Source organism: Bradyrhizobium manausense, from assembly GCF_018129685.1.
GTDB lineage: Bacteria > Pseudomonadota > Alphaproteobacteria > Rhizobiales > Xanthobacteraceae > Bradyrhizobium > Bradyrhizobium manausense_D.
Genome location: NZ_JAFCLG010000001.1, coordinates 339,255 through 360,579, shown reverse-complemented (window position 1 = coordinate 360,579; position 21,325 = coordinate 339,255). Strand labels below are relative to the sequence as shown.

The 21,325-nt window shown below is 64.6% G+C and carries 26 protein-coding genes; 21 read left to right on the top strand and 5 right to left on the bottom strand.

The annotated features are described in order from the left end of the window. The first annotated feature begins 285 nt into the window (after window positions 1-285). From JQ621_RS01805 to JQ621_RS01790, 4 genes are all read left to right on the top strand, one after another. Window positions 286-456 (top strand): hypothetical protein, encoded by a 171-nt coding sequence (locus tag JQ621_RS01805; RefSeq protein ID WP_187436856.1) that lies wholly within the window; start codon window positions 286-288, stop codon window positions 454-456. Between the two features lie 139 nt (window positions 457-595). Next, on the top strand, window positions 596-838 hold the full coding sequence (locus JQ621_RS01800; protein WP_212232707.1) for a hypothetical protein: 243 nt from the start codon (window positions 596-598) through the stop codon (window positions 836-838). 124 nt (window positions 839-962) lie between these two features. Continuing rightward, complete coding sequence (locus tag JQ621_RS01795; RefSeq protein ID WP_212232706.1) at window positions 963-1,193, top strand: hypothetical protein; 231 nt, start codon at window positions 963-965, stop codon at window positions 1,191-1,193. Continuing rightward, window positions 1,153-1,566: a Zn-ribbon domain-containing protein gene (locus tag JQ621_RS01790; protein ID WP_249124585.1), complete on the top strand. Its 414-nt coding sequence runs from the start codon at window positions 1,153-1,155 to the stop codon at window positions 1,564-1,566. Before JQ621_RS01795 ends, JQ621_RS01790 begins: the two co-directional genes overlap by 41 nt. Here the strand turns inward: JQ621_RS01790 and JQ621_RS01785 are convergent, their stop codons facing one another. Then, a complete protein-coding gene (locus JQ621_RS01785; protein WP_212232705.1) occupies window positions 1,567-2,487 on the bottom strand; it encodes a LysR family transcriptional regulator in 921 nt (306 codons plus the stop codon). Between the two features lie 107 nt (window positions 2,488-2,594). Here JQ621_RS01785 and JQ621_RS01780 point away from each other — a divergent pair, with 107 nt between their 5' ends. The 11 genes from JQ621_RS01780 (at window position 2,595) to JQ621_RS01730 (ending at window position 13,473) form a co-directional block, all read left to right on the top strand. Continuing rightward, window positions 2,595-2,921: a Dabb family protein gene (locus tag JQ621_RS01780; RefSeq protein ID WP_212232704.1), complete on the top strand. Its 327-nt coding sequence runs from the start codon at window positions 2,595-2,597 to the stop codon at window positions 2,919-2,921. Next, window positions 2,918-3,997: a maleylacetate reductase gene (locus JQ621_RS01775; protein ID WP_212232703.1), complete on the top strand. Its 1,080-nt coding sequence runs from the start codon at window positions 2,918-2,920 to the stop codon at window positions 3,995-3,997. Before JQ621_RS01780 ends, JQ621_RS01775 begins: the two co-directional genes overlap by 4 nt. A 5-nt stretch (window positions 3,998-4,002) precedes the next feature. Then, a complete protein-coding gene (locus tag JQ621_RS01770) occupies window positions 4,003-5,367 on the top strand; it encodes an amidohydrolase family protein (RefSeq protein ID WP_212232702.1) in 1,365 nt (454 codons plus the stop codon). A gap of 19 nt (window positions 5,368-5,386) precedes the next feature. Further along, window positions 5,387-6,289, top strand: coding sequence for an NAD(P)-dependent oxidoreductase (locus JQ621_RS01765; RefSeq protein WP_212232701.1), 903 nt, complete (start codon window positions 5,387-5,389; stop codon window positions 6,287-6,289). Between the two features lie 15 nt (window positions 6,290-6,304). After that, complete coding sequence (locus JQ621_RS01760; protein WP_212232700.1) at window positions 6,305-7,189, top strand: intradiol ring-cleavage dioxygenase; 885 nt, start codon at window positions 6,305-6,307, stop codon at window positions 7,187-7,189. Window positions 7,190-7,252: 63 nt separating this feature from the next. After that, the gene (locus tag JQ621_RS01755; RefSeq protein ID WP_212232699.1) at window positions 7,253-8,644 is read left to right on the top strand and encodes an FAD-linked oxidase C-terminal domain-containing protein; all 1,392 of its coding nucleotides are present in this window, start codon (window positions 7,253-7,255) and stop codon (window positions 8,642-8,644) included. Then, window positions 8,641-10,167, top strand: coding sequence for a sugar ABC transporter ATP-binding protein (locus tag JQ621_RS01750; protein ID WP_212232698.1), 1,527 nt, complete (start codon window positions 8,641-8,643; stop codon window positions 10,165-10,167). Before JQ621_RS01755 ends, JQ621_RS01750 begins: the two co-directional genes overlap by 4 nt. Further along, entirely contained in the window at window positions 10,160-11,110 is a 951-nt protein-coding gene (locus JQ621_RS01745) for an ABC transporter permease (RefSeq protein ID WP_212232697.1), read from the top strand. Before JQ621_RS01750 ends, JQ621_RS01745 begins: the two co-directional genes overlap by 8 nt. Then, window positions 11,107-12,084 carry an ABC transporter permease gene (locus JQ621_RS01740; RefSeq protein WP_212232696.1) on the top strand — a complete coding sequence of 326 codons (978 nt, stop codon included), beginning with the start codon at window positions 11,107-11,109 and terminating at the stop codon, window positions 12,082-12,084. Before JQ621_RS01745 ends, JQ621_RS01740 begins: the two co-directional genes overlap by 4 nt. 43 nt (window positions 12,085-12,127) lie before the next feature. Next, a complete protein-coding gene (locus JQ621_RS01735) occupies window positions 12,128-13,102 on the top strand; it encodes a sugar ABC transporter substrate-binding protein (RefSeq protein ID WP_212232695.1) in 975 nt (324 codons plus the stop codon). Between the two features lie 83 nt (window positions 13,103-13,185). Then, window positions 13,186-13,473, top strand: a complete 288-nt coding sequence (locus tag JQ621_RS01730) for a YciI family protein (protein WP_212232694.1) — start codon at window positions 13,186-13,188, stop codon at window positions 13,471-13,473. Between the two features lie 183 nt (window positions 13,474-13,656). Here the strand turns inward: JQ621_RS01730 and JQ621_RS01725 are convergent, their stop codons facing one another. Continuing rightward, window positions 13,657-14,049, bottom strand: a complete 393-nt coding sequence (locus tag JQ621_RS01725; RefSeq protein ID WP_212232693.1) for an NUDIX hydrolase — start codon at window positions 14,047-14,049, stop codon at window positions 13,657-13,659. A gap of 141 nt (window positions 14,050-14,190) precedes the next feature. Beyond that, the gene (locus tag JQ621_RS01720) at window positions 14,191-15,297 is read right to left on the bottom strand and encodes an AI-2E family transporter (RefSeq protein ID WP_212232692.1); all 1,107 of its coding nucleotides are present in this window, start codon (window positions 15,295-15,297) and stop codon (window positions 14,191-14,193) included. Between the two features lie 297 nt (window positions 15,298-15,594). Between JQ621_RS01720 and JQ621_RS01715 the strand changes: the two genes are divergently transcribed. The 3 genes from JQ621_RS01715 (at window position 15,595) to JQ621_RS01705 (ending at window position 18,394) form a co-directional block, all read left to right on the top strand. Beyond that, window positions 15,595-15,822, top strand: a complete 228-nt coding sequence (locus JQ621_RS01715; RefSeq protein ID WP_212232691.1) for a hypothetical protein — start codon at window positions 15,595-15,597, stop codon at window positions 15,820-15,822. Between the two features lie 124 nt (window positions 15,823-15,946). Further along, window positions 15,947-17,995 (top strand): acetoacetate--CoA ligase, encoded by a 2,049-nt coding sequence (locus JQ621_RS01710; RefSeq protein WP_212232690.1) that lies wholly within the window; start codon window positions 15,947-15,949, stop codon window positions 17,993-17,995. A 96-nt stretch (window positions 17,996-18,091) separates the two neighbouring features. Further along, window positions 18,092-18,394, top strand: coding sequence for a hypothetical protein (locus JQ621_RS01705; RefSeq protein ID WP_212232689.1), 303 nt, complete (start codon window positions 18,092-18,094; stop codon window positions 18,392-18,394). A gap of 6 nt (window positions 18,395-18,400) precedes the next feature. On the opposite strand, the gene JQ621_RS01700 is transcribed toward JQ621_RS01705, so the two are convergent. Next, entirely contained in the window at window positions 18,401-18,640 is a 240-nt protein-coding gene (locus JQ621_RS01700; protein WP_212232688.1) for a hypothetical protein, read from the bottom strand. 490 nt (window positions 18,641-19,130) lie between these two features. Between JQ621_RS01700 and JQ621_RS01695 the strand changes: the two genes are divergently transcribed. The 3 genes from JQ621_RS01695 to JQ621_RS01685 all read left to right on the top strand — a co-directional run bounded on the left by JQ621_RS01695 (window position 19,131) and on the right by JQ621_RS01685 (window position 20,747). Beyond that, the gene (locus JQ621_RS01695; protein WP_212232687.1) at window positions 19,131-19,718 is read left to right on the top strand and encodes a formyltransferase family protein; all 588 of its coding nucleotides are present in this window, start codon (window positions 19,131-19,133) and stop codon (window positions 19,716-19,718) included. A gap of 185 nt (window positions 19,719-19,903) precedes the next feature. Next, the gene (locus JQ621_RS01690; protein ID WP_212232686.1) at window positions 19,904-20,254 is read left to right on the top strand and encodes a hypothetical protein; all 351 of its coding nucleotides are present in this window, start codon (window positions 19,904-19,906) and stop codon (window positions 20,252-20,254) included. Then, window positions 20,199-20,747 (top strand): hypothetical protein, encoded by a 549-nt coding sequence (locus JQ621_RS01685; protein WP_212232685.1) that lies wholly within the window; start codon window positions 20,199-20,201, stop codon window positions 20,745-20,747. The genes JQ621_RS01690 and JQ621_RS01685 overlap by 56 nt, the downstream gene beginning before the upstream one ends. Before the next feature lie 53 nt (window positions 20,748-20,800). Here JQ621_RS01685 and JQ621_RS01680 read toward each other — a convergent pair whose 3' ends face one another. Beyond that, a complete protein-coding gene (locus JQ621_RS01680; RefSeq protein ID WP_212232684.1) occupies window positions 20,801-21,199 on the bottom strand; it encodes a RidA family protein in 399 nt (132 codons plus the stop codon). Between the last annotated feature and the right edge of the window lie 126 nt (window positions 21,200-21,325).

Below are 21,325 nucleotides of genomic sequence, written 5' to 3'. Positions count from 1 at the left end.
CCGGAACGTCGTCGCGACGCCTCCCTTACGCAGCACTCACTTACACAACTGCCTCAAATTGTGGGCGTTTTGGATTAATTCCAGGTTAGCGGCGGGGCCGCCTGGCCTTCCCTCGAACCCCGGCCGATTACGGGACCGGTGTCACTTCAGCGCGATCAATCGCGCGAGCGGCGCTTCTTCGCTGCACCGCGCTAATCCTGTCCCCTGTTCCGTCGTTCCCGCTCCAAAAAGCCAGAAGACAACCCGCCGGAAAGGTGTAGGATTCGACCAAACGGGAGGAACGGCATGTTTGAAATCACCGGTTTCGACACGGCAGGCGTCGTCAACCTCAAGCGGGAGTCACTCGCCGCCGCGCTGAAAAAGGCCCGCGAGTTGATCGCGGACGGATGCCGGGATGTCCAGATCGTCGATCCTCAGGGCCGGGTGTACACGTCATTTGAGGAGCAGGCAGCCTAGCCGCTTCGCGCCATTGGCGTTGTAATCGAAATGAGATCCCAGCGCCCGGGAGTGCGGGGTTGTCGCGACGTCGTTGCCAATCAACTGATTTGAGCGCACCCTTCGGCGAGGCGCGCAGACGCCGCACAGGGAGTGCCTCATGAAGGAACCGGGCCTGGATGGTCGCCATCGGGATAAGGATGGCGCAATCAGCAAGAAGCACGGCAATACGCTGGTCGGTACCTTGCGCAAGATCTACGGCAAGGGGTTTGCTGCCGGCTATCCGGATACGACAACACTCAGTGAAGTCCTGCATCAGCTGAACGAGACCTCGCTGAGCCAGTTGCGTCGCGATCACGACACCGGGCATTTGGGGCACAAGATCGACCACGCTCCGAAGTGACGTCGTTGGGACGGGCTGCGCCGCCGGTTTGACCGGCTACGCGATCTGTCGGACGCGCCATTGAGCCACCCGTCCCCCGGAGCTAAAGTGGGCCTTTTTACGGAGGGCTCATTTGAAACAGGTCATGATTGCTGTCGCAGCCGTCGCGCTGCTCTTCACCTCGCCTGCCAGATCCCAGGCGCTCGTCGATCCCAGCAAGGTTGCGCCGGAATACCGCGAGGCCGCCGAGAAGCGCCGCGCCGAGCAGATCCGTCAGCGCGAATGCGCCCAGAAAGCGGATCTGGTGAAGGTGCTGCCGCGGGATCGGGCCGACTTTGTCAATCACTGCCTGGATGCGATGGCTGCCAAGCAATAGCGGCTGGCCTTCAGGCTTTCTTCAGACATTCGGCTCACCTTGGCCGCCGATTTCCAGTGTTCATCGTTGTCAGCGCATGAGTTCCGTCCAGATCCAGTGCACGCGCTGCAAGACGATGTTTCGCGATCGGGCGGGACGGCTGCAGGACGGCTATTCCAGACAATGTCCCAGCTGCGAGGTGGTGCTGTTCTTCGCCGACGACTCGCCCCATCCCTTCATCAAGCGCGCCCTGAAAAGCGCGCGCAAGGTCCGGAAAGAACAGCGCGAAGCCGATACGTTCAGGATCACTGCCCCGCAGGAAGAGCGCGTGACTCCCCGGTCGAGATCGTCGATCGGCCGCGCACGGGCGCAAGGCCGATCGGAAGAGCATTGATCAGGCCGCCTCGATCCAGATCCCGGCATCGGACTGCGCGCGGATGTGGTCGACCAGAAAGTCCGAAAACACCCTGATTTTCGCCGGCAGCCGGACGCGGTTCTGGTACGCGACGTTCATCGTGAGTAGCGGCAGCTCCCAATCCGTCAGAACAGGCACGAGCTTGCCGGAGGCGATGTCGCTTTGGACGATGTAAAGCGGCTGGATCAGGACGCCGAGGCCCGCGCGCGCAGCGCCGCAGATGATCTGGCCGTCATTGCTGTCGAGTGTCGGCGCGATACGGACGGTCTGCGTCGTGCCGCCTTTGCTCAATCGCAGCGAATAGGGATCGTTGGCGAGGTTGTAGACCAGCATGTCGTGCCGCGCGAGATCGGCGGGATGCGCAGGCGTGCCGTGCGTCTCCAGATAGGATGGCGCGGCCGCCAGCACGCGGCGCATCTGTCCGATGCGGCGGATGATGATGTTGGAGTCGGGCTCCTGTTCCCGCGTGCGGATCGCAACGTCGATGCCGGCCTCGATGAAATCAGGATAGCGATTGGCGGCGATGATCTGGACGTCGAGCTTCGGATAGAGCTTGCGAAAGGCCGGCAGCATCGGCGCCATGTAGATCATCGCAAAGGACAGCGAGCTGGTGACGCGCAGCATGCCCTTGGGCGACAGCGCGCGATCGCTGACGGCGTCTTCGGCTTCGGCAAGCTCGTTCAGAAGCGTGCTGCAACGCTGCAGCAGCTCCTGGCCGGCCTCGGTCAGCCACTGCCGGCGGGTGTTGCGCTCGATCAGCCGGACCGCGAGCCGCTCTTCCAGCGCGCTGAGGTGCCGGCTCGCCGCCGCGTTCGACATCCGCAAGATTTCGGCGGCCTTGGACAGGCTGCCGAGCTCGGCCGTCTTCGAAAACACCTCGAGCTGGAGCAGCCGGTCCATTCTTCCTCATTGCGGAAAAGAGACTTACGATTTTTCGCCTTTATTTCCGATTTCTGCAAGGCAAAATGGAGCCAACAAGCAAGACATCAGGCGAGGAATTCAGGGAAATGTCGTGTCCGATCAAGCACATCGTGATGTGGCGGCTGCGCGGGGAGACCGCGACGGAGCGCCAGGCGGCCCGGACCAAGGTCAAAACCCTGTTTGAGGGGCTCAAAGGCCGGATCGACGGCCTCACCCATATCGAGGTCGGGGTCGATGTCAGCGATGTCGACTATGCCTGCGACGTGGTCCTCGTCTCCGAGTTTACCGATCGCGCGGCGCTTAAGGCCTATGCGACCCATCCCGAACATCTGCGGGTGCGCGAGGAGCTCGGCGACTTGCGGATCGGCCGCTTCCAGGTCGATTATCCGGTTCAACAAGAGACCGGCGCATGATCGGTTCGTTCACCTTTGAAAATTTGCCCTGCCGCGTCGTGTTCGGCAGCGGAACGCTTGATACGGCCAGGGCCGAGGTCGAGCGGCTCGGCGGCAAGCGCGCGCTGGTGCTGACGACGCCGCAGCAGGAGGCGCAGGGCAAGGCGCTCGGCGCCGCGCTCGGGCCGCTCTATGCCGGCCTATTTGCCGGCGCCACGATGCACACACCCGTCGAGGTCACCGAGCGCGCGATTGCGGCGATGAAGGCGTGCGACGCCGATTGCGTGGTCGCGCTCGGCGGCGGCTCGACGACCGGCCTCGGCAAGGCGCTCGCCTTGCGTACCGGAATCAACCAGCTCTGCATTCCCACCACCTATGCCGGCTCGGAAATGACGCCGATCCTCGGCCAGACCGAAAACGGGCTAAAGACCACGGTGCGCGACGTGGCCGTGCTGCCGGAGACCGTGATCTACGACGTCGACCTGACAATGACGCTGCCGGTTGGCCTCACCGCCACGTCGGGCATCAACGCCATCGCCCATGCGGTCGAGTCGCTTTATGCGCGCGACACCAACCCCGTCACATCGCTGATGGCGGAGGAAGGCATCCGCGCGCTGGCGCGTGCCCTGCCCGCGATCGCGGCCAGGCCTGACGACCGCCCCGCGCGCAGCGATGCGCTTTACGGCGCATGGCTGTGCGGTGTCTGCCTCGGCACAGTCGGCATGGCGCTGCATCACAAGCTCTGTCACGCGCTCGGCGGCACGTTCGACCTGCCCCATGCGGAAACGCACACGATCGTGCTGCCGCATGCGCTGGCCTATAACGCACCGGCGGTGCCTGACGCGATGACGCGGATCGCGCGTGCAATCGGTGCAGCCGATGCGGCGGAGGGACTGTTCGATCTGGCGAGGCGGCTGGGCGCCAGGGTCGCACTGCGCGATATCGGCATGCCCGAGAGCGGCATCGACAAGGCGGCTGACCTCGCGGTCACCAACGCCTACTGGAATCCGCGCCCGCTCGAGCGGGGCGCCATCCGCGACCTCATCGCGCGCGCCTGGGCCGGCGAGCCGCCGGTCGCCACCAAAGAGGCGGCGTGAGCGACATGAAGCGCACCCTCATCCGATCAGCAACGATCATCAGCATGGACGATCGCATTGGCGATCTCCGTGCTGGCGATGTGCTGGTGGAGAACGGGCGGATTGCCGAGGTGCGTCCTGATATCGACGCCGCCGACGCCGAGATCGTCGACGGGCGCGGGCGCATCGTCATCCCCGGGCTGATCAACGCACATATGCACACCTGGCAGACGGGCTTGCGCGGGTATGCTGCGAACTGGACGCTGCTGGAATATTTCCGCCGCATGCATGCCGGGCTCGCGACCCTGTTCTCGCCCGACGACATCTATATCGCCACGCTCGTCGGCGCGCTGAACCAGATCAATTGCGGCGCCACCACGCTGGTCGACTGGTGCCACAACAACCCGACGCCGGCGCATACGGACGCTGCCGTGCGAGGCCTGGTCGAGAGCGGCATCCGCGCGGCCTTCTTCCACGGCTCGCCAAAGCCGGAGCCGAAACCGGGCGAACCGCACTTTTCGGAGGTGCCGCATCCCCGCCGCGAGGTCGAGCGGCTGCTGGCCGGTCCCCTCGCCGACCGCAACGGCCTCGTCACGCTCGGGCTTGCCGTCCTTGGTCCGCATTACGCGACGCTCGACGTGTCCATGCATGATTTCAGACTGGCGCGGGAGCACGGCCTGATCGCCTCGATGCATCAGGGCGGCGGTCCGGCGAAGACCCCCGGTGGCTGGGAGCAGCTGATCGAGGCCGGCCTCGTCGGCCCCTTTGTCAACATCGTTCATGGCAACGACCTGCCCGACGAGCTCCTGCAAAAGCTGATCGATCTCGGCGTCACCTTCTCGGTGACTCCCGAGAACGAGATGATTCAGGGCCATGGCTTTCCGATCACCGGACGGCTGCTCAAGCGCGGTGTGCGCCCGACCATCGGCATCGACCTGGAATCGGTGCTGGCGGGCGATCTGTTCTCCGCGGCCCGCGTCGCGCTGTCGATGCAGCGCGCGCTCGACAATGCGCAGATGCGCAAGAACGAAGGCACGATCCCTGCGACGACCACGATTTCGGCGCGCGAGGCGCTGGCCTGGGTCACGACTTCGGGCGCCCGCATGCTGGGCCGCGAGAGCCAGATCGGATCGCTGACGCCAGGCAAACTCGCCGATCTCGTGATCATCAACGCCGATGATCTCAACCTCGTCCCGGTTCACGACCCCGTCGCCACAGTGGTGATGCAGACGAGCCTTGCCAACATCGAGGCCGTCATGATTGGCGGCGTCTGGAAGAAGCGGAACGGGAAACTGCTGGCCGAAGGGCTCGAGGCGAAGAACGAGCTGCTCGCGCAATCCGGCCGGCGGCTGGTGCGAGACATCGAACGACAAGGGCACGCCGCGCAATAGCGGCCAATGGACAACACCAATGAGTGATACGAGCAAACATGTCGCCTTCATCGGTATCGGCAAGATGGGCCTGCCGATGTCGCAACTCGTCGCCAAGGCCGGCTACGGCGTTACCGCCTTCGACCAGAGCGCAGCAAGGCTCGACGAAGCGCGCGGGCACGGCATTGCGGTTGCGAACTCGCCGGCCGACGCCGCGAGCGGCCGTCCGCTCGTCATCACATCGCTCCCCGACGATGCCGCCTTGCGCGCCGTCATGCTCGGCCCGACGGGTTTGATCGGCGCGATGGCGCCGAAGGCGGTGCTGATCGAAACCAGCACTGTCAGCGCGGAAGCCTCCGCCGAAGTCGATGCCGCCGCGCAGGCGCGTGGCGTCGCCTATCTGCGCGCGCCGGTCTCGGGCAATGCCAGCATTGTGCATACCGGCGCGCTGAGCTGCTTCGTGTCGGGGCCGAAGGACAGCTTCGAGAAAGCAAAACCGCTGTTCGAAAGCTTCACGCGCGCGCAGACCTATCTGGGCCCGGGCGAAGAAGCGCGCTACGCAAAACTCGCGGTCAATTTGATGATCGCGGTGTCGGCGGCCATGATGGCCGAGAGCCTGGCGCTGGCGCGCAAGGGCGGCATCGGCTGGCGGGACATGTTGAAGGTGCTGGACGAGAGCGCGGTCGCCTCGCCGATGGTGAAGTACAAGACCGCGCCGCTGAGATCCCGTGACTTCGTCTCGAGCTTCTCCTGCAAGCAGATGGCCAAGGACCTCGACCTCATCCTGGGTGCCGGCCATGCGGTCGGCGTGCCGCTGCAGCTCGCAGCCCAGGTGCGCGAGACCTACGGCGCGCTGGTCGCGCAGGGCGATGGCGAGACTGACTTCATCGCAACCGTGAAGCATATCGAACGGCTGTCCGGCCTTGGCGAACCCAAACTCTGATCGACGGAGGCGAATATGCGCAATTTCAGCGAGACCAACATCACCGACGCCGTGCTCGAGCGCATCGCCGGCGCGACCGATCCGCGCATCAAAGAGGTCAGCGAGGCGCTGGTGCGCCACCTCCACGCCTTCGTGCGCGAAATCCGGCCGACGCAGAAGGAATGGGAATACGGCATCGACTTCCTGACCCGCACCGGCCACATGTGCGACGACAAGCGGCAGGAGTTCATCCTGCTGTCCGATACGCTCGGCGTCTCCATGCTGGTCGATGCGATCAACCATCCGGTGCCGGAAGGCGCGACCGAGACGACCGTGCTCGGACCGTTCTTCGTCAAGGCCGCGCCCGAGAAGCAGAACGGCGACGACATCTCCGGCGCCATGGAAGGCGAGCCCATGATCGTCACCGGATCGGTCGCAACCGTCGACGGACGGCCGCTCGCGGGCGCGGTGGTCGATGTCTGGCACTCCGACAATGACGGCTATTACGACGTGCAGCAGCTCGACGAGATCGGCGATTTCGCGATGCGCGCGCGCTTTCACACCGATGCCAACGGCCGCTTTCGTTTCTGGTCGATCAAGCCGGCGGCCTATCCCATCCCGCATGACGGCCCGGTCGGCGAGATGCTGGAGGCGCAGGGCCGCCATCCCTGGCGTCCGGCGCATGTGCATTTCATGATCTCGGCGCCGGGCTTCGAGCAGCTCGTGACGCATGTGTTCGTCGCCGGCGATATCTATCTCGACAGCGATGTGGTGTTCGGCGTCAAGGACAGCCTGATCCATGACTTCGTGCACTGCCCGCCGGGCCGTGCGCCCGATGGTCGCACGGTGGATCGTGGCTACTATCACCTCAATTACGATTTCGGCCTGAAGCAGGCCGCAAGCAACGCGCAAGCGGCGTAGGCCAAACGTCGAATCGACGGACCGACAACGGTCCGCGACAAGGGACGACGACGGGGAGAGACGATGGGACCGCGGGTCAACAGTTCCGCATTGGCTGAACGCCTCACCGGCGTAATCGGTTTGCGTGCGACCACCGCACGCGGCGTGCTCGACCAGCATGGTCAGAGCGAATCCTATTACCGCGCCCTGCCCCCTGATATCGTCGTCTACCCCGAGACGACCGCGGAGGTCGCCGAGATCGTCAAGCTTTGCGCCGGCGCTGATATGCCGATCGTGCCGTTCGGGGCCGGCACTTCGCTCGAGGGCAATGCCTCTTCGGTCGAGGGCGGGGTCTGCATCGACTTCGCACGCATGAACAAGGTGCTCGAGGTCCACGACAGCGACATGAATGTCGTGGTCCAGCCCGGCATCACCCGCAAACAGCTCAATGCGGAACTGCGCGGCACCGGGCTTTTTTTCCCGATCGATCCCGGCGCCGACGCCTCGATCGGCGGCATGAGTTCGACGCGCGCCTCCGGCACCATGGCCGTGCGCTACGGCACCATGAAGGACAACGTCATGGCGCTCGAAGTCGTGCTGGCCGATGGTCGGGTGATCCGCACCAGCAGGCGCGCCCGCAAATCGGCGGCCGGCTACGATCTGACCCGGCTGTTCGTCGGCGCGGAAGGCACGCTCGGACTCATCACCGAGGTCACGCTGAAACTGCATCCGCTGCCGCAGGCGATCTCGGCGGCCGTGTGCAGCTTCGACACCCTGCACAACGCGGTCGACACCGCGATCGGCATCATCCAGGCCGCGATTCCGGTCGCCCGCGTCGAGCTGCTCGATGACGTCATGATGCGCGGCATCAATGCCTACGCAAAGCTCGGCTACCGCGAGGCGCCGACATTGTTCTTCGAGTTCCATGGCTCCGAGAGCGCGGTTGCCGAACAGGCCGAGCTCGCGCAGGCCATCGCTGCCGAGCATGGCGGCCGCGGCTTTGAATGGGCCAAGGCGCCGGAGGACCGCAGCCGGCTCTGGCACGCCCGCGACAACACGCTCTACGCCGGCCTTGGCCTCCGCCCCGGCGCGCGCGCGGTCATCACGGATGTCTGCGTGCCGATCTCGCGGCTCGCCGAATGCCTGACCGACACGCGTCAAGACGCCGACGAGCACGGCTTCACCGCGCCCATCGTCGGCCATGTCGGCGACGGCAATTTCCACATGCTGATCCTGGTCGATCCCGGAAAGCTGGAGGAGATCGACGGCGCCAAGGCGCTGCAGGCCCGCATGGTCGCCCGCGCCCTCGCGATGGACGGCACCTGTACCGGCGAGCACGGCATCGGGCTCGGCAAGATCGACTATCTCACCGACGAGCTTGGCGAGGCCGTCGACGTCATGCGGTCGATCAAGACCGCGCTCGATCCCCGTGGACTGATGAATCCCGGCAAGATCTTTGCGGGAGCGCGGCGATGAACGCTCACGCGAACGCACCCGGCGGGACCTCGGCGGTGCCGCTGCTTCAGCTGCGCGGCATCAGCAAGGAATTTCCCGGCGTCAAGGCGCTGGACGATGTGTCCTTTGCGCTCTACCCCGGCGAAGTGCACATGCTGCTCGGGGAGAACGGTGCGGGCAAGTCGAGCCTGATGAAGGTGCTGTGCGGGGCTTACAAGGCCGATTCCGGCGAATTTTTCTTCAAGGGCGAGAAGGTCACGATCACCTCGACGGCGGATGCACAGAAGCTCGGCATTGCCGTGATCTTCCAGGAGTTCTCGCTCGTTCCCTATCTGGACATCGCCCAGAACATCTTCCTCGGACGCGAGCCGAAGGGGCGCATTCCCGGCACCATCGACCGCCGCAAGATCCTGGCCGAAGCGAAGGGCCTGCTCGACGCCATCGGCTTCGACATCGATCCGTCTGTCGTCGTCAACACGCTCGGCGTCGCCCAGCAACAGATGGTCGAGATCGCCAAGGCCATCAGCCAGAACGCGCGCATCCTGGTCATGGACGAGCCGACTGCCGCGCTCTCCGATCGCGAGACCGAGCTGCTGTTTGCGCTGATCGCGCGGCTGAAGGCCGACGGCGTCTCCATCGTCTACATCTCGCATCGCATGGCCGAGGTGTTTGCGCTTGGCGACCGCATCACCGTGCTGCGCGATGGCCGACGCATCGACGGCGTCAAGCCGGCCGACGTCACCCCCGACCAGCTCGTGCGGATGATGGTCGGCCGCACGGTTGACATGACCTATCCGCGCAATTTTGCCGACAAGCCCGGCGAGGTGTTGCTTCAGGTGAAGAACCTGACCGCCCCGAGCGGCATCTCCGACGTCAATATCGAGGTGCGTCGCGGCGAGATCGTCGGCCTGTGCGGCCTGGTCGGATCGGGCCGCACCGAAGTCGCACGCGCGATCTTCGGCGCCGATCCGATTGCCTCGGGCGAGATCGTGTTCGATGGCAAGCCGATTTCCGGCGAGCCCGACGTCGCTTCGCGCCGCGGCATCGCACTGATCCCGGAGAGCCGCAAGAGCGAGGGGCTCGCGCTGCTGCGTTCGGTCGGGGACAACCTCGTGGTCTCGGCGCTGCGAAAGCTGTTCCCCAGCGGGCTGTTCGATCCGCGCAGCGGCCTTCGCACCGCGGACGGTCTCATCAGACAGCTCCGCATCGCCACGCCAAGCGCGCGCCAGACCGTCGGCCTGCTGTCGGGCGGCAACCAGCAGAAGGTCGTGATCGGCAAATGGCTGGCGGCCGGCGCGAAACTCTTCATCTTCGACGAGCCGACACGCGGCATCGACGTCGGCGCCAAATCCGAGATCTTCGCGCTGATCGACCGGCTGGTCGCGGAAGGCGCGGCGGCCCTGATGATCTCGTCCGAGCAGGTCGAGATCTGCCATGTCTGCGACCGCGCCTATGTGATGCGCGAGGGCCGCGTTGCCGGGCATCTGGCACGCAACGAGCTGACCGAGGAGAACATCGTGCGATTGGGGATGCATCATGCGTGAGGCCGCGGTCGTATCACAGCCCAACCCGCTCCAGCGCATTCCCGGCGTCGCCATCGTGCTCGGCGCACTCATCATTTTATTCGGTGCCATTGCGCCCGGCTTCCTCACCCCGGCCAATCTCTCCAACGTGCTGGTGCAGTCGACCATCCTGACCATGCTGGCGCTGCCGATGACGCTGATCATCATGACGGAAGGGCTCGACCTCTCGATGGGCGCGGTGCTGACGCTGACCTCGCTCTGCGTCGCCATCGTCTCGCTCGCGACCAAGTCGATGCTGCTCGGCCTCGGCGCCGGCGTGCTGGTCGGCGCGGCCTTCGGCACCGTCAATGGCTGGCTGGTCGCGATTTTGGGCATTCCGCCCTTCGTCGCGACGCTCGGCACCCTCGGCATGGCGCAGGGCCTGTCGCTGATCGTCTCCGACGCCCAGAGCGTGGTCGGCATTCCCCACAGCGTCCGCGACATCTATTCGGCGACATTGCTCGGCGTTCCCGTGCCGATCCTGCTGGCGCTCGTGACTTACGTCGTCTTTCACGGCTTGCTCTATCACACCCGCTTCGGCAGCTACGTGTTCGCGCTCGGCGGCAACCGCGAGGCGTTGCGTTATGCTGGCCTCTCGCCCAACAAACTGCTGATTGCGGTCTACGCGCTCGGCGGCACCATGGCCGGCATCGCCGGCCTCTTGATGACCGCCCGGATGAATTCGGGACATCCGACCGCGGGGCTCGGGCTCGAATTCGATGCGATTGCGGCGGTCGCGGTCGGCGGCACCTCGTTCGAGCGCGGCAATGGCTGGCTGCTCGGCACCTTGCTCGGCGTCATCGCCGTTGGCGTGTTGCGCAACGGGCTGAACCTGGTCTCGCTGCCCTCCTCGGTGCAGGTCGCAAGCGTCGGCGTCCTCGTCATCGTCGCGCTGTTCCTCGATGGCCTCAGGAGCCGGGCATGACCGACATCACCAAGGAAGCTCTGTCGCCGCCCCGCTCCTTCCTGTCGCAGGACGCGATCCAATTGTTCTACCGGCTGCTCGCCGTGCTGCTGATCTGCGCCGTTCTGGCCGTGCTGAACGATTCCTTCCTCAGCCTCGGCAACATCCTCAACGTCCTGCGCCAGGCGAGTCTCACCTTCTTCATCGCCTCCGGCCTGACGCTGGTGGTGCTCACCGCAGGCCTTGATCTCTCCGTCGGGGCCAATGTCGCGCTATCGGCTTGCATCGCCGGCACCGTGATCCACACCACGGGATCGCCCGTTCTCGGCATCCTGACCGGGCTTGCCTGCGGCGGCATCGTCGGCCTGCTCAACGGCGTGATGGTGACGGCGCTGCGCATCCCCTCCTTCATCGCCACCTACGGCATGCTCTGGGTCCTCAACGGCCTGACCTATTGGTATATGGCCGGCGAAACCCTGCACGGTTTCCCGCCCGGCTTCCGCCAGATCGGCAGCGGCTATCTGTTCGGCCTGCCGATCCCGGTCTATCTGCTGCTGGTGTTCCTCGGGATCGGAACGCTGTTTGCCCAGCGTACGATCTGGGGCCAGGAGATTTACGCGATCGGCGCCAATCCGGTGGCCGCCCGCCTCTCCGGCATTCCGGTCAGGCGCCGGCTTCTGCTGGTCTATACGGTGTCAGGCACGATGGCCGGCCTCGCCTCGATCATCTTCCTGTCGCGGCTCAACTCCGCCGAGGCGGACATCGGCGAAAGCCTGACCTTGCCCGCGATCGCGGCCGTGCTGATCGGCGGCACCTCGTTGTTTGGCGGCGTCGGCACCGTGTTCGGCACCTTCATCGGCGCGCTGATCCTGACGCTGGTGCTGAACGGCATGAACCTGCTGTCGGTCAGCGCCAACTGGCAGCCGCTCGTCACCGGCATCATCGTCATCATCGCGGTCTGGCTCGACATGAAGACCCGCCGCCGCGCGCAATGAGTTTTCAGGCAATCCAACAAACCAAAAGAGGGATGGAGACCACATGAAACAGAGACTGGGCTACCTCGCGCTGCCACTCCTGCTCGCTGCTGCGTTCACCACGCAGGCGCGCGCCGACGGCGAGACCATCGCCGTCTTCACCAAGAACCAGACCAACCCGTTCTTCCAGACGGTACGCGTTGGCGCCGAGAACATGGCCAAGACGCTGAACGCCAAGACGCTTCAGTACATTCCGACGAAGCCGGACTCGATCCCCGAGCAGCTCAGCCAGATCGAGGACGTCGTGGTGAAGAAGCCGAGCGCGATCGTCTTCACGCCGGTCGACTACAAGGCCATGGTGCCGGGCGTCGAGAAGATCAACGACGCCAAGATTCCTGTCGTCAACATCACCGACCGCTCCGCCGGCGGCAAGTTCCTGTCCTTTGTCGGTGCCGACGATTACAGCCTCGGGCTCGAGACCGCGCGCTTCCTGCTCAAGACGCTCGGCGGCAAGGGCAACATCGTCATCATCGAAGGGGTCAAGGGATCGCTGACCAATGTCGATCGCGTCCGCGGCTTCAACGACGCCCTGAAGGAGAACCCGGGCGCCAAGCTGCTGGCCTCGCAGCCCGGCAACTATCAGCGGCTCCAGGCGCTGCAGGTCATGGAAAACCTGATGCAGTCGAACGCACAGATCGACGGCGTGCTCGCCGCCAACGACGCCATGGCGGTCGGCGCGATCGAGGCGCTCGACGGCGCCAACCGCAAGGCCCAGGTGATCGGCATCAACGGCACCAAGGAAGCGATCGACGCCATCAAGTCCGGCAAGCTGCTGGCGAGCGGCGACTACAACGGCTTCTACCAGGGCTGTCTCGGCACCATGATGGCGATCCGCGCCCTGCGCGAGCAGCCCGTCATCAGCGAGATCGTGCTGAAGCCGACCGTGATCACCAAGGACAATTACCAGCCGTTCGACCAGCCGCTCGAGCAGCGCACCTGCCCGACCTTCGAGGAAGCCAGCAAGCTCGGCGCGAAGTAAGCCTGTTTACGACAACCACGGACGGCCGCCAGCACGGCCGTCCCAAGAATCGAGCCAAAAAACAGACAAAAAACGGAGCCAACATGCTGTTCGCCATCCATGCCGTCGACCGCAGCGGTGCATTGCCGACGCGGATTGCCAATTACGACGCCCACAAGACGTTTCTCAGCGACACCTCGCGCTTCGGCGTCAAGATCGTGATGTCGGGACCGCTCGTCGCCGACGACGGCACCACCATGATCGGCAGCCTGTTCCTGATCGAAGCCCCCGGCCGCAGCGAGGTCGAAGCCTTCAACCGCGCCGACCCGTTCGCCGCGGCCGGCATCTGGGAGAAGGTCACGATCACGGGATTTTTGCGGCGGCAGGGATAAGGCTGACGGATCCGGCGTATCCCGCTGGACATGAAAAACCCCAGTGCTTTGGGGCACTGGGGCGTTTCAAACAAAATGGATTGGTAAGGCAATGACGCTTCCTTAGCAGCGACCGCGGCGACCATTTGTGAACTGGTTCACACATGCCGCAAAGTCACCGGACTATTTGTCACGCCCGCGCGGCTAGCTTCGCCGGCGCTTCCTTGGAAACAGGCGGTCACGGATGTAGCGCGAGGTCGCGGTCAGGCGGATCCCGCGGGGCTTCTGCCAGGCGGCCCTGTCGAGCTCCTTCTTGTCGCCGATCGCAAGCCGGCCCTTGGCGTTCTTGGCGATGAAGATCGCGTCGCTCATCTTGCGTCCCGAGCGCTTGTTCTTGGCCGTCACTTCCTTCCAGAGGCTGATCCGGCCGAGTTTCAGCTTCGGCAACTCTTCCCTGATCTCGCGCCGCAGGCAGTCCTTGTCGGATTCGCGCGCACGTTTGCGGCCCCCCGGGAACATCCAGAGCCCGTCCGACCTTCTCCTGACCAACAATACCTTGCCGCGCCTGGCGGCAACCAGCTTGGAAGATTTCGCCATACCTGTCGTAAACCGAGAAAAGAATCTGGTGCCATCGTAACTTGTCTATTTCATTAGACAAGTTCTATGGCCCCCCTGGTTGCCACCGCAATCCACAATTGTCCACATTCTGCGAAATGGGTGTGATCGGCGCGTGACGCGCTATCGGACCTCGTCGGAAGCAGGCAGCGCAGCAGGCCGCTTTTCCGTCTCGCTTCCGATCCAGGCCGCCGCCATTTCCCAAGCCACCGACAGGATGATCGGCCCGATGAACAGGCCGACAATGCCGTGGGCGAGCGTCCCGCCGATCACGCCGACGAAGATCACGATGGTCGGCGTATTGAGACCGCGTCCCATCACCAGCGGCTTCAGCATGGTGTCGAGGAAACCGACGACGACGAAGAACACCGTCAGCACCAGCGCCGTGGTGACGTCCTTGGCGGTCCAGATCCAGATGATGACAGGCAGCAGCACGAGGAAGGCGCCGATCTGCACGATCGACAGCAGCAGCACGATAAAGGCCAGCAGTCCGGCGCTCGGCACGGCGGCCAGCTTGAAACCGATGCCGGCAAGCAATGCCTGCACGATGGCGACGCCGATCACGCCTTGCGCGACTGCGCGGATGGTGGCGCCGCCAAGCCCGAGAAAATGCTCGCTCTGCTCGGGCACAATGCGCGACAGGAAGCCGCGCCCCGCCGCAACCAGCCGGGGCCCGTGCGGAAACAGGAAGCCGGCCACGAACACCGACACCAGGAACTGGAGCGTGCCGAGGCTGGCATCGCCCGCGAGCACCAGGAGCGGTCCCGCCAGCGGCTGAAGATAGGGTGCGACCTCGCGCACCACGGCACGGATGTTGGTGTAGGCCTGGTCCCAGAGCTCATAGAGTGTCGGGCCGATCACCGGCCACGATTTGATCGACGCCGGCGCCGACTGGAGCGCGAGGTCGCCGGTGCCAAGGTCGTGTGCGAGCTCTTTCACCCCATCGACGGCGCTGAGGCCGAGCCAGGTTGCGGGACCAAGGACAATGCCAAGCGTGATCAGAGTGAGGATGGCAGCGGCGGTCTTGGGCCGCCCCCCGAGGACCTTGGCGACCCAGCTGAAGGCCGGATAAAACGCCACCGCGAGCACAAAGCTCCAGGCCAGGATCGGCACGAACGGCCGGATGATGTAGAGCGTCCAGAGGATCAGCAGCGCCAGCAGGCCGAGCCGGATCACGAGCTGAATGACGTCATCGCCCGTCAGGAATTGACGCAGACTTTTCACAGGCACGGCTTTCCTTGCGGCATCAACCCGGGCACTTGCGCGGGCTAGCGTTATTGCCAGCCCGAGGCCGGGCGTCAAGCCGAGCAGAGGTGCGCCCGCGAGGCCGTCGCGGGGGCCCCTGGCCCGCCTGCCGACGCGATTTGGACTGTCGGGCATTTAGAATATCGGGACAATCAAGCAATGCCCGCAAGCGGAGCCAGCTTTTCCTAACGCCGATTAACCGGATTTCCTCGGGCCGGTTTACGCCGATGCAAAGGCTCGCGCCTACGCTTGGTGGAAGGTCCCCAAAACACTTGAAGTGCAATGGCCAACAGCATCTGGACGATCGAAGAATTCACCTGCACGGGTTGCAGCATGAACTACACCGCAACCCGGGAGGAGCACGCCGAGCCGCATTCAGGCCACTTCAAATGCAGCATCTGCAGCGCCGTGGTGCACAGCTGGTCCGGCAAGCATCACTTCTTCGGATGGCAGGCGGTGAAGACCAAACCGGCGGTGTTCGGTCGGCGCTGGGCGGGAGTCGGGTACTAGCCAAAGGCAGCGTTCTTCGCTGTCATTGCGAACGCGGGGCGCAAGTCAGCCTCCGCGAATAACGGCTTCTGCCAGGCTGCGGTCCGGGCTAGTTTCCCCTCCCCGCAACCGAATCCGACACGCGATGACCGCTCCTTTCGTTCCGCAGATCGCCCTCTACCGTCAGTGGCTTGCCGCGCAGCGCGGCCTCTCCTTCGCTGATTACGAGGAGATGCGGCAATGGTCGGTGCGCGATCTCGACGCGTTCTGGCGCAGCATCTGGGACTATTACGATCTGCAGTCACCGACGCCGTTTGCGGTCGCGATCGCCGAGCGCAAGATGCCCGGCGCGGTGTGGTTTCCCGGCGCGCAGGTGAATTATGCGCGGCAGGTGTTCCGGCATGTTGACGCGGCACATGCCGCCGGTCTGCCCGCGATCGTCTCCGGCGGAGAGGATGGCAAGCTGACGGAGACCAACTGGCCTGAGCTCAAGCGCAAGGCAGCCGCGCTCGCGCTGCACCTGAAGGACAAGGGCATCAAGCCCGGAGACCGCATCGCGGCGTATCTGCCCAACATCCCCGAGACCATCATCTGTTTCCTGGCAAGCGCCAGCATCGGTGCGGTCTGGAGCGTCTGCGCACCCGATATGGCCGCGCCCGCCGTGATCGACCGTTTCAAGCAGATCGAGCCGAAAGTGCTGATCGCCTGCGATGCCGTCACCTATGCCGGGCGCCGGCACGGCCGCAAGGACGTCGTCGCCGAGCTGCGACGATCGTTGCCATCCGTCGAGCACGTCATCCTGCACAGCGATGCTGCTGCTCCCACGGCACCGGACGCACTGCTCTGCGACATCACCGCAAGGACCGGCGCCGCCATCGATGCATTCGAGCCGATGTGGCTGCCGTTCGATCATCCGCTCTGGATCGTTTATTCCAGCGGCACCACGGGCCTGCCGAAGCCGATCGTGCATGGCCATGGCGGCATCGTCATCGTCGTGCTGGCGCTGCTCGGCCTGCACAACGATATCGGCTGCTCCTATCATCAAAACTCCTTCGGCGAGCGCTATCACTGGTACTCTTCGACCGGCTGGATCATGTGGAACAGCCAGGTCGGCGGCCTGCTCGGCGGCACCACCTGCTGCATTTTCGACGGCAGCCCCGGCGGCACCAAGGACAAGCCCGATTGGTCCACGCTGTGGCGTTTCGTGGCGCAATCGAAATCCACCTTCTTCGGCGCGGGCGCGGCGTTCTTTGCCAATTGCGCCAAAGCCGGGATCGATCTTTCGGCCGCCGGCGACCTGTCGCGGCTGCGCTGCCTCGGCTCGACCGGTTCGCCGCTCAGCGCCGATACACAGGCCTGGTTCGGTGACCGCTTTGCGGCCCTGTCGAAGATCAACGGCAGCAAGGCGCAGGCCGACATCTGGTGGGCGAACATCTCCGGCGGCACCGATTTCGCCGGCGCCTTCATCGGGGGTAACAGGGAATTGCCGCAGACGCCGGGCGCAATGCAGTGCCGCCTGCTCGGTGCTGCCGTGGAAGCCTTCAGCGAGCAGGGCCGCGCCGTGATCGACGAAGTCGGCGAACTCGTCTGCACCGAGCCGATGCCGTCGATGCCGCTCTATTTCTGGAACGACGAGGGCAACGCCCGCTATCTGGCGAGCTATTTCGAGACTTATCCTGATAATTTCGACGGCAGCGGCCGCGGGCCCGTGTGGCGGCACGGCGACTGGCTTAGGGTCAGCCGGGATGGCTCATGCGTGATCTACGGCCGCAGCGATGCGACCATCAACCGGCACGGCCTGCGGATGGGAACGAGCGAGCTCTATTCCGCGATCGAGGCCCTGCCGGAGGTGCTCGATAGTCTCGTCGTCGATCTCGAATATCTCGGCCGCGACAGCTACATGCCGCTGTTCGTGGTGCTGCGCGAAGGTGTCGCCCTCGACGACGCGATGCAGGCCAGGATCAACAAGGCGATCGAAACCGGCCTGTCACGCCGCTTCCTGCCGAACGAGATCTTTGCGGTCGCAGAGATTCCGCGCACGCTCTCGGGCAAGAAGCAGGAGCTGCCGATCAAGAAGCTGCTGCTCGGCCAGCCCGTTGAGAAGGTCATCAACAAGGAGGCGATGGCCAACCCGGCCTGCCTCGACTGGTATCTCGCCTTTGCGCGCGACTATCTGGCGCGGACGGCGGCCTGATCCCGGGCCGATCGGCCCAATTGCAGCTTCGGCATTTGCACTCCGTTCACCGATCGCCGGTAGACGGGTCGGGCTTCCCTGTCACGATACGAAGCCATGGCCGACCTCAACGCTGTCCTCTCCCGGCTCAACGACCGCCTGCTCCGCCTCGAGGGCGAGCTGTTCGTGCTGCGCTCCCTGGCGCGCGCGACGCTGACGGCGGGCGACGACCACGCGGCGCGGATGCGCAAGCTGGTGGAGGCGGCAAAAGTCGCGCTCGACGATGAGGCCCAACGCGAGCTCGACAAGCCGACGCGCAAATACGTCGATGCGGCAACCGCACTGGTGGAGGAATTGCTGGTCGAGCCGACCCAGGCGCGACCGCTGTTCACCGTGATCGATGGCGGACGGCGCGACTGAGCCCTGTCAGCGGGACCGCGTTGCGCCAGGGTCAGGCGCATCGGCCGCCAGCCGGGCCAGTCCGGCCTCGATGATCGCGATTTCCTCATCGATCTTGTCGATCGACAGGCTGAAATCAAAGCTGCCTGATGCCCGGCTCTTCAGATCGACCGCAAGCCGCTGCCTGTGCATCATCAGCTCGTCGAGGCCACGGCGGTTCTTCAGCCGCACATAGGCGTCCACGATCTGCGCGATTGCGTTCGACATGAAAATAGGTCCCGGCAAAAATGCCCGCGCGACGCACCCACGCCGGCGGGACATTTTTGGTGTCGCGGTACGCAATACAAATCCGCGACGGATTCGTCGATACGACAGCGAGGTTGAGAACGCGTTACCGTTTGATGATGTTGCGATGGGGCCAATAAAAAAGCCGCTGGCGATCTCGCCAGCGGCCAAAGCCGGGTTCGAAAACGGATCCGGAATGAAATTTGTCCAGCCCCGGTTGGGCACGTTCTACGGCACATGCCGGTTCCCTTCCGTTAAAAATGACGCAGAGGAACCGGTGCATTTATCATTTGCTGCCGACCGTGGCCGCGCGGCAACGGTTGGAGCGTGCCGCAGACATCTTTGAGCGGCCGTTGGCGACCGGCGCTGCATGCGCATTGTTGATAACCGGCGCAGACGCCGCGCGGGTGGTGACAGGGCGGCCGGACGTGTTATCGGGGGATAACGCGGCTGCGAGACGGATCAGACACCCATGCGCATTACCCTCGTCGGCTCCCGCCATTTCGGCGTGACCACACTGAACATGCTCCGCGAACACGGCGTCGGGGTCGTGCGGGTCGTGGTGGCCGATGCCGAGGACCGCCTCGCCGCGACCGCCAAGGCCGCCGGCATCGAGGTGGTGGTGCAGGCCAATCCCAAGCTGGTGGTCGCCTCCGAAATCGCCCCCGACACCGATCTGATCATCACCGCCCACAGCCATGCCCGGATCGGCAAGGACGCGCTGGCCGCGGCCAAGCTCGGCGGCATCGGCTATCACCCCTCGCTGCTGCCGCGCCATCGCGGCAAGGCGGCGGTGGAATGGACCATCAAGGAAGGCGATCCCATCGCCGGCGGCACGATCTATCACCTCGCCGACCGCATGGACGCCGGCGCCATCGCCGCCCAGGACTGGTGCTTCGTGAAGAAGGGCGAGACCGCCCGCGAGCTCTGGGAGCGGGCACTGGCCCCGCTCGGCCTCAAGCTGCTCGCCGACGTGATCGATTATGCGAAGGTCCACAAGGCCTTGCCTGCGAAAGCTCAGGACGAGCAGTTCGCGACCTCGGCACCTGCTCTCTCCTGAGTCGCCGCGCTGAAGTTAAGGATGAACGCGAAGCCGCATTGATCCTGCTTCGAAAATTGGAATCAAGAACGCAAATAAACCATTGTTCCAGCAGGAACAATTTTCAGATTTGCAACGCAACAAATTTCCGTCACATTTCGTCCGAATAAGGGTCAGCATATCAGACAGATTCAAGGACGAAATTCATGCGTTTGGCTCGCATTGCGGCGTTCTGCGCCGTTTCAGTTTTTACCGCTGCCCTCGCAGCACCCGCGGTGGCCCAGACCCCCTATGACGGCAATTGGCAGGTCACCATCGTGACCAAGACGGGTTCGTGCGAGCCGACCGCAAGCTCCACGCTGACGGTTGCCGATGGCAAGATCACCGCGCCCGGCGCTAACGTTTCCGGCACTATCGGCAGCGGGGGTCTTGTTAAAGTTTCGATCAATGGTGCATATGCCAACGGTCAACTCAGCGGCAACGCCGGATCGGGGAAGTGGAATGGAGCATCTGCAGGCATACCGTGCAGCGGGCGGTGGGAAGCATCGCGCCAATAAGCTATTCGGAACTAACGTTCTCAATCGGCGGCTGCTGATGGCGGCCGCCGTTCTGTTTGTGACGGCTGTTGCCGGCAGCACGGAGAGCAAGGCCCAGGCCGGCCCGTTCGCGCCGCTGGCCGGCACCTGGAGCGGCGGCGGCACCGTCAGCCTCGAAGACGGCTCGACCGAGCGGATTCGCTGCCGGGCCAAATACGCTCCGATCGGTCCGACCATGGAAATGTCGCTGACCTGCGCCAGCGATGCCTACAAGTTCAACCTTGGCGCCAACGTCAAGGCCGAGGGCAGCGCCATCAGCGGAAGCTGGAGCGAGTCCAGCCGCAACATCAGCGGCTCGCTGCAGGGCAAGGGCGCTGGCGGGAACTACGAGCTGGTCGCCGCGACCGCAGGCTTCAACGCCAACATCACGCTGCGGACGTCGGGCAGCAAGCAGAGCGTGACGATGCGCGCCGACAGCCAGTTCCGCGGCGCCAACATCTCGCTGTCGAAATAACACGATAGCACGGTAGCGGAATCATCGACCCGGCGCCCCGCGCCGGGTCTTTTTCATGCGTTCGGGACGAACGCCGTGACCTCGATCTCGACCTTGGCGCGATCGTCGACGAGCCCGCCGATATAAAGCAGCGTCGACGGCGGGAAGTTGCGTCCGAGCGTCTCCTTCCAGGCAGCTCCGATACCGGCGCCTGCGGCCTCATATTCGCTGCGGCTGGTCAGATACCAGGTCAGACGCACGATGTGCTCGGGGCCGGCACCGGCTTCCGCGAGAAGCTTGACGATCCGCTTCAGCGCGGTCGCGACCTGAGCGGCCATGTCGGGTGCGTATTCGCCGCTCTCGTCGGCGCCGGTCTGTCCCGCCAGCACGACCCAGCGGCCGGGCCCCTCCGCCACCACGCCATGTGAAAAGCCGCGCGGTTTTTTCCATTCGGCCGGCTGCAAGATGCGCATGAGCGGAGCTCTCCCGATTTTCTTGTTGGGTCTCTGCTTGGCTTAGCACGCCGCCGTGCATCGCTGCACCGGCAGTTTTGGCCGTTGCAAACCCTGCCGATGTCGCCGATACCGGCCTCCCCTCTG

Bases quoted from the DNA above. Each gene is read 5' to 3' on its own strand.
- JQ621_RS01800 (WP_212232707.1), top strand. From the start codon at position 596: ATGAAGGAACCGGGCCTGGATGGTCGCCATCGGGATAAGGATGGCGCA.
- JQ621_RS01680 (WP_212232684.1), bottom strand. From the start codon at position 21,199: ATGCGCATCTTGCAGCCGGCCGAATGGAAAAAACCGCGCGGCTTTTCA.
- JQ621_RS01725 (WP_212232693.1), bottom strand. From the start codon at position 14,049: ATGGCGAAATCTTCCAAGCTGGTTGCCGCCAGGCGCGGCAAGGTATTG.
- JQ621_RS01705 (WP_212232689.1), top strand. From the start codon at position 18,092: ATGGCCGACCTCAACGCTGTCCTCTCCCGGCTCAACGACCGCCTGCTC.
- JQ621_RS01740 (WP_212232696.1), top strand. From the start codon at position 11,107: ATGACCGACATCACCAAGGAAGCTCTGTCGCCGCCCCGCTCCTTCCTG.
- JQ621_RS01745 (WP_212232697.1), top strand. From the start codon at position 10,160: ATGCGTGAGGCCGCGGTCGTATCACAGCCCAACCCGCTCCAGCGCATT.
- JQ621_RS01700 (WP_212232688.1), bottom strand. From the start codon at position 18,640: ATGTCGAACGCAATCGCGCAGATCGTGGACGCCTATGTGCGGCTGAAG.
- JQ621_RS01730 (WP_212232694.1), top strand. From the start codon at position 13,186: ATGCTGTTCGCCATCCATGCCGTCGACCGCAGCGGTGCATTGCCGACG.
- JQ621_RS01755 (WP_212232699.1), top strand. From the start codon at position 7,253: ATGGGACCGCGGGTCAACAGTTCCGCATTGGCTGAACGCCTCACCGGC.
- JQ621_RS01750 (WP_212232698.1), top strand. From the start codon at position 8,641: ATGAACGCTCACGCGAACGCACCCGGCGGGACCTCGGCGGTGCCGCTG.
- JQ621_RS01795 (WP_212232706.1), top strand. From the start codon at position 963: ATGATTGCTGTCGCAGCCGTCGCGCTGCTCTTCACCTCGCCTGCCAGA.
- JQ621_RS01805 (WP_187436856.1), top strand. From the start codon at position 286: ATGTTTGAAATCACCGGTTTCGACACGGCAGGCGTCGTCAACCTCAAG.
- JQ621_RS01765 (WP_212232701.1), top strand. From the start codon at position 5,387: ATGAGTGATACGAGCAAACATGTCGCCTTCATCGGTATCGGCAAGATG.
- JQ621_RS01695 (WP_212232687.1), top strand. From the start codon at position 19,131: ATGCGCATTACCCTCGTCGGCTCCCGCCATTTCGGCGTGACCACACTG.
- JQ621_RS01760 (WP_212232700.1), top strand. From the start codon at position 6,305: ATGCGCAATTTCAGCGAGACCAACATCACCGACGCCGTGCTCGAGCGC.
- JQ621_RS01715 (WP_212232691.1), top strand. From the start codon at position 15,595: ATGGCCAACAGCATCTGGACGATCGAAGAATTCACCTGCACGGGTTGC.
- JQ621_RS01735 (WP_212232695.1), top strand. From the start codon at position 12,128: ATGAAACAGAGACTGGGCTACCTCGCGCTGCCACTCCTGCTCGCTGCT.
- JQ621_RS01775 (WP_212232703.1), top strand. From the start codon at position 2,918: ATGATCGGTTCGTTCACCTTTGAAAATTTGCCCTGCCGCGTCGTGTTC.
- JQ621_RS01690 (WP_212232686.1), top strand. From the start codon at position 19,904: ATGCGTTTGGCTCGCATTGCGGCGTTCTGCGCCGTTTCAGTTTTTACC.
- JQ621_RS01780 (WP_212232704.1), top strand. From the start codon at position 2,595: ATGTCGTGTCCGATCAAGCACATCGTGATGTGGCGGCTGCGCGGGGAG.
- JQ621_RS01785 (WP_212232705.1), bottom strand. From the start codon at position 2,487: ATGGACCGGCTGCTCCAGCTCGAGGTGTTTTCGAAGACGGCCGAGCTC.
- JQ621_RS01685 (WP_212232685.1), top strand. From the start codon at position 20,199: ATGGAGCATCTGCAGGCATACCGTGCAGCGGGCGGTGGGAAGCATCGC.
- JQ621_RS01770 (WP_212232702.1), top strand. From the start codon at position 4,003: ATGAAGCGCACCCTCATCCGATCAGCAACGATCATCAGCATGGACGAT.
- JQ621_RS01710 (WP_212232690.1), top strand. From the start codon at position 15,947: ATGACCGCTCCTTTCGTTCCGCAGATCGCCCTCTACCGTCAGTGGCTT.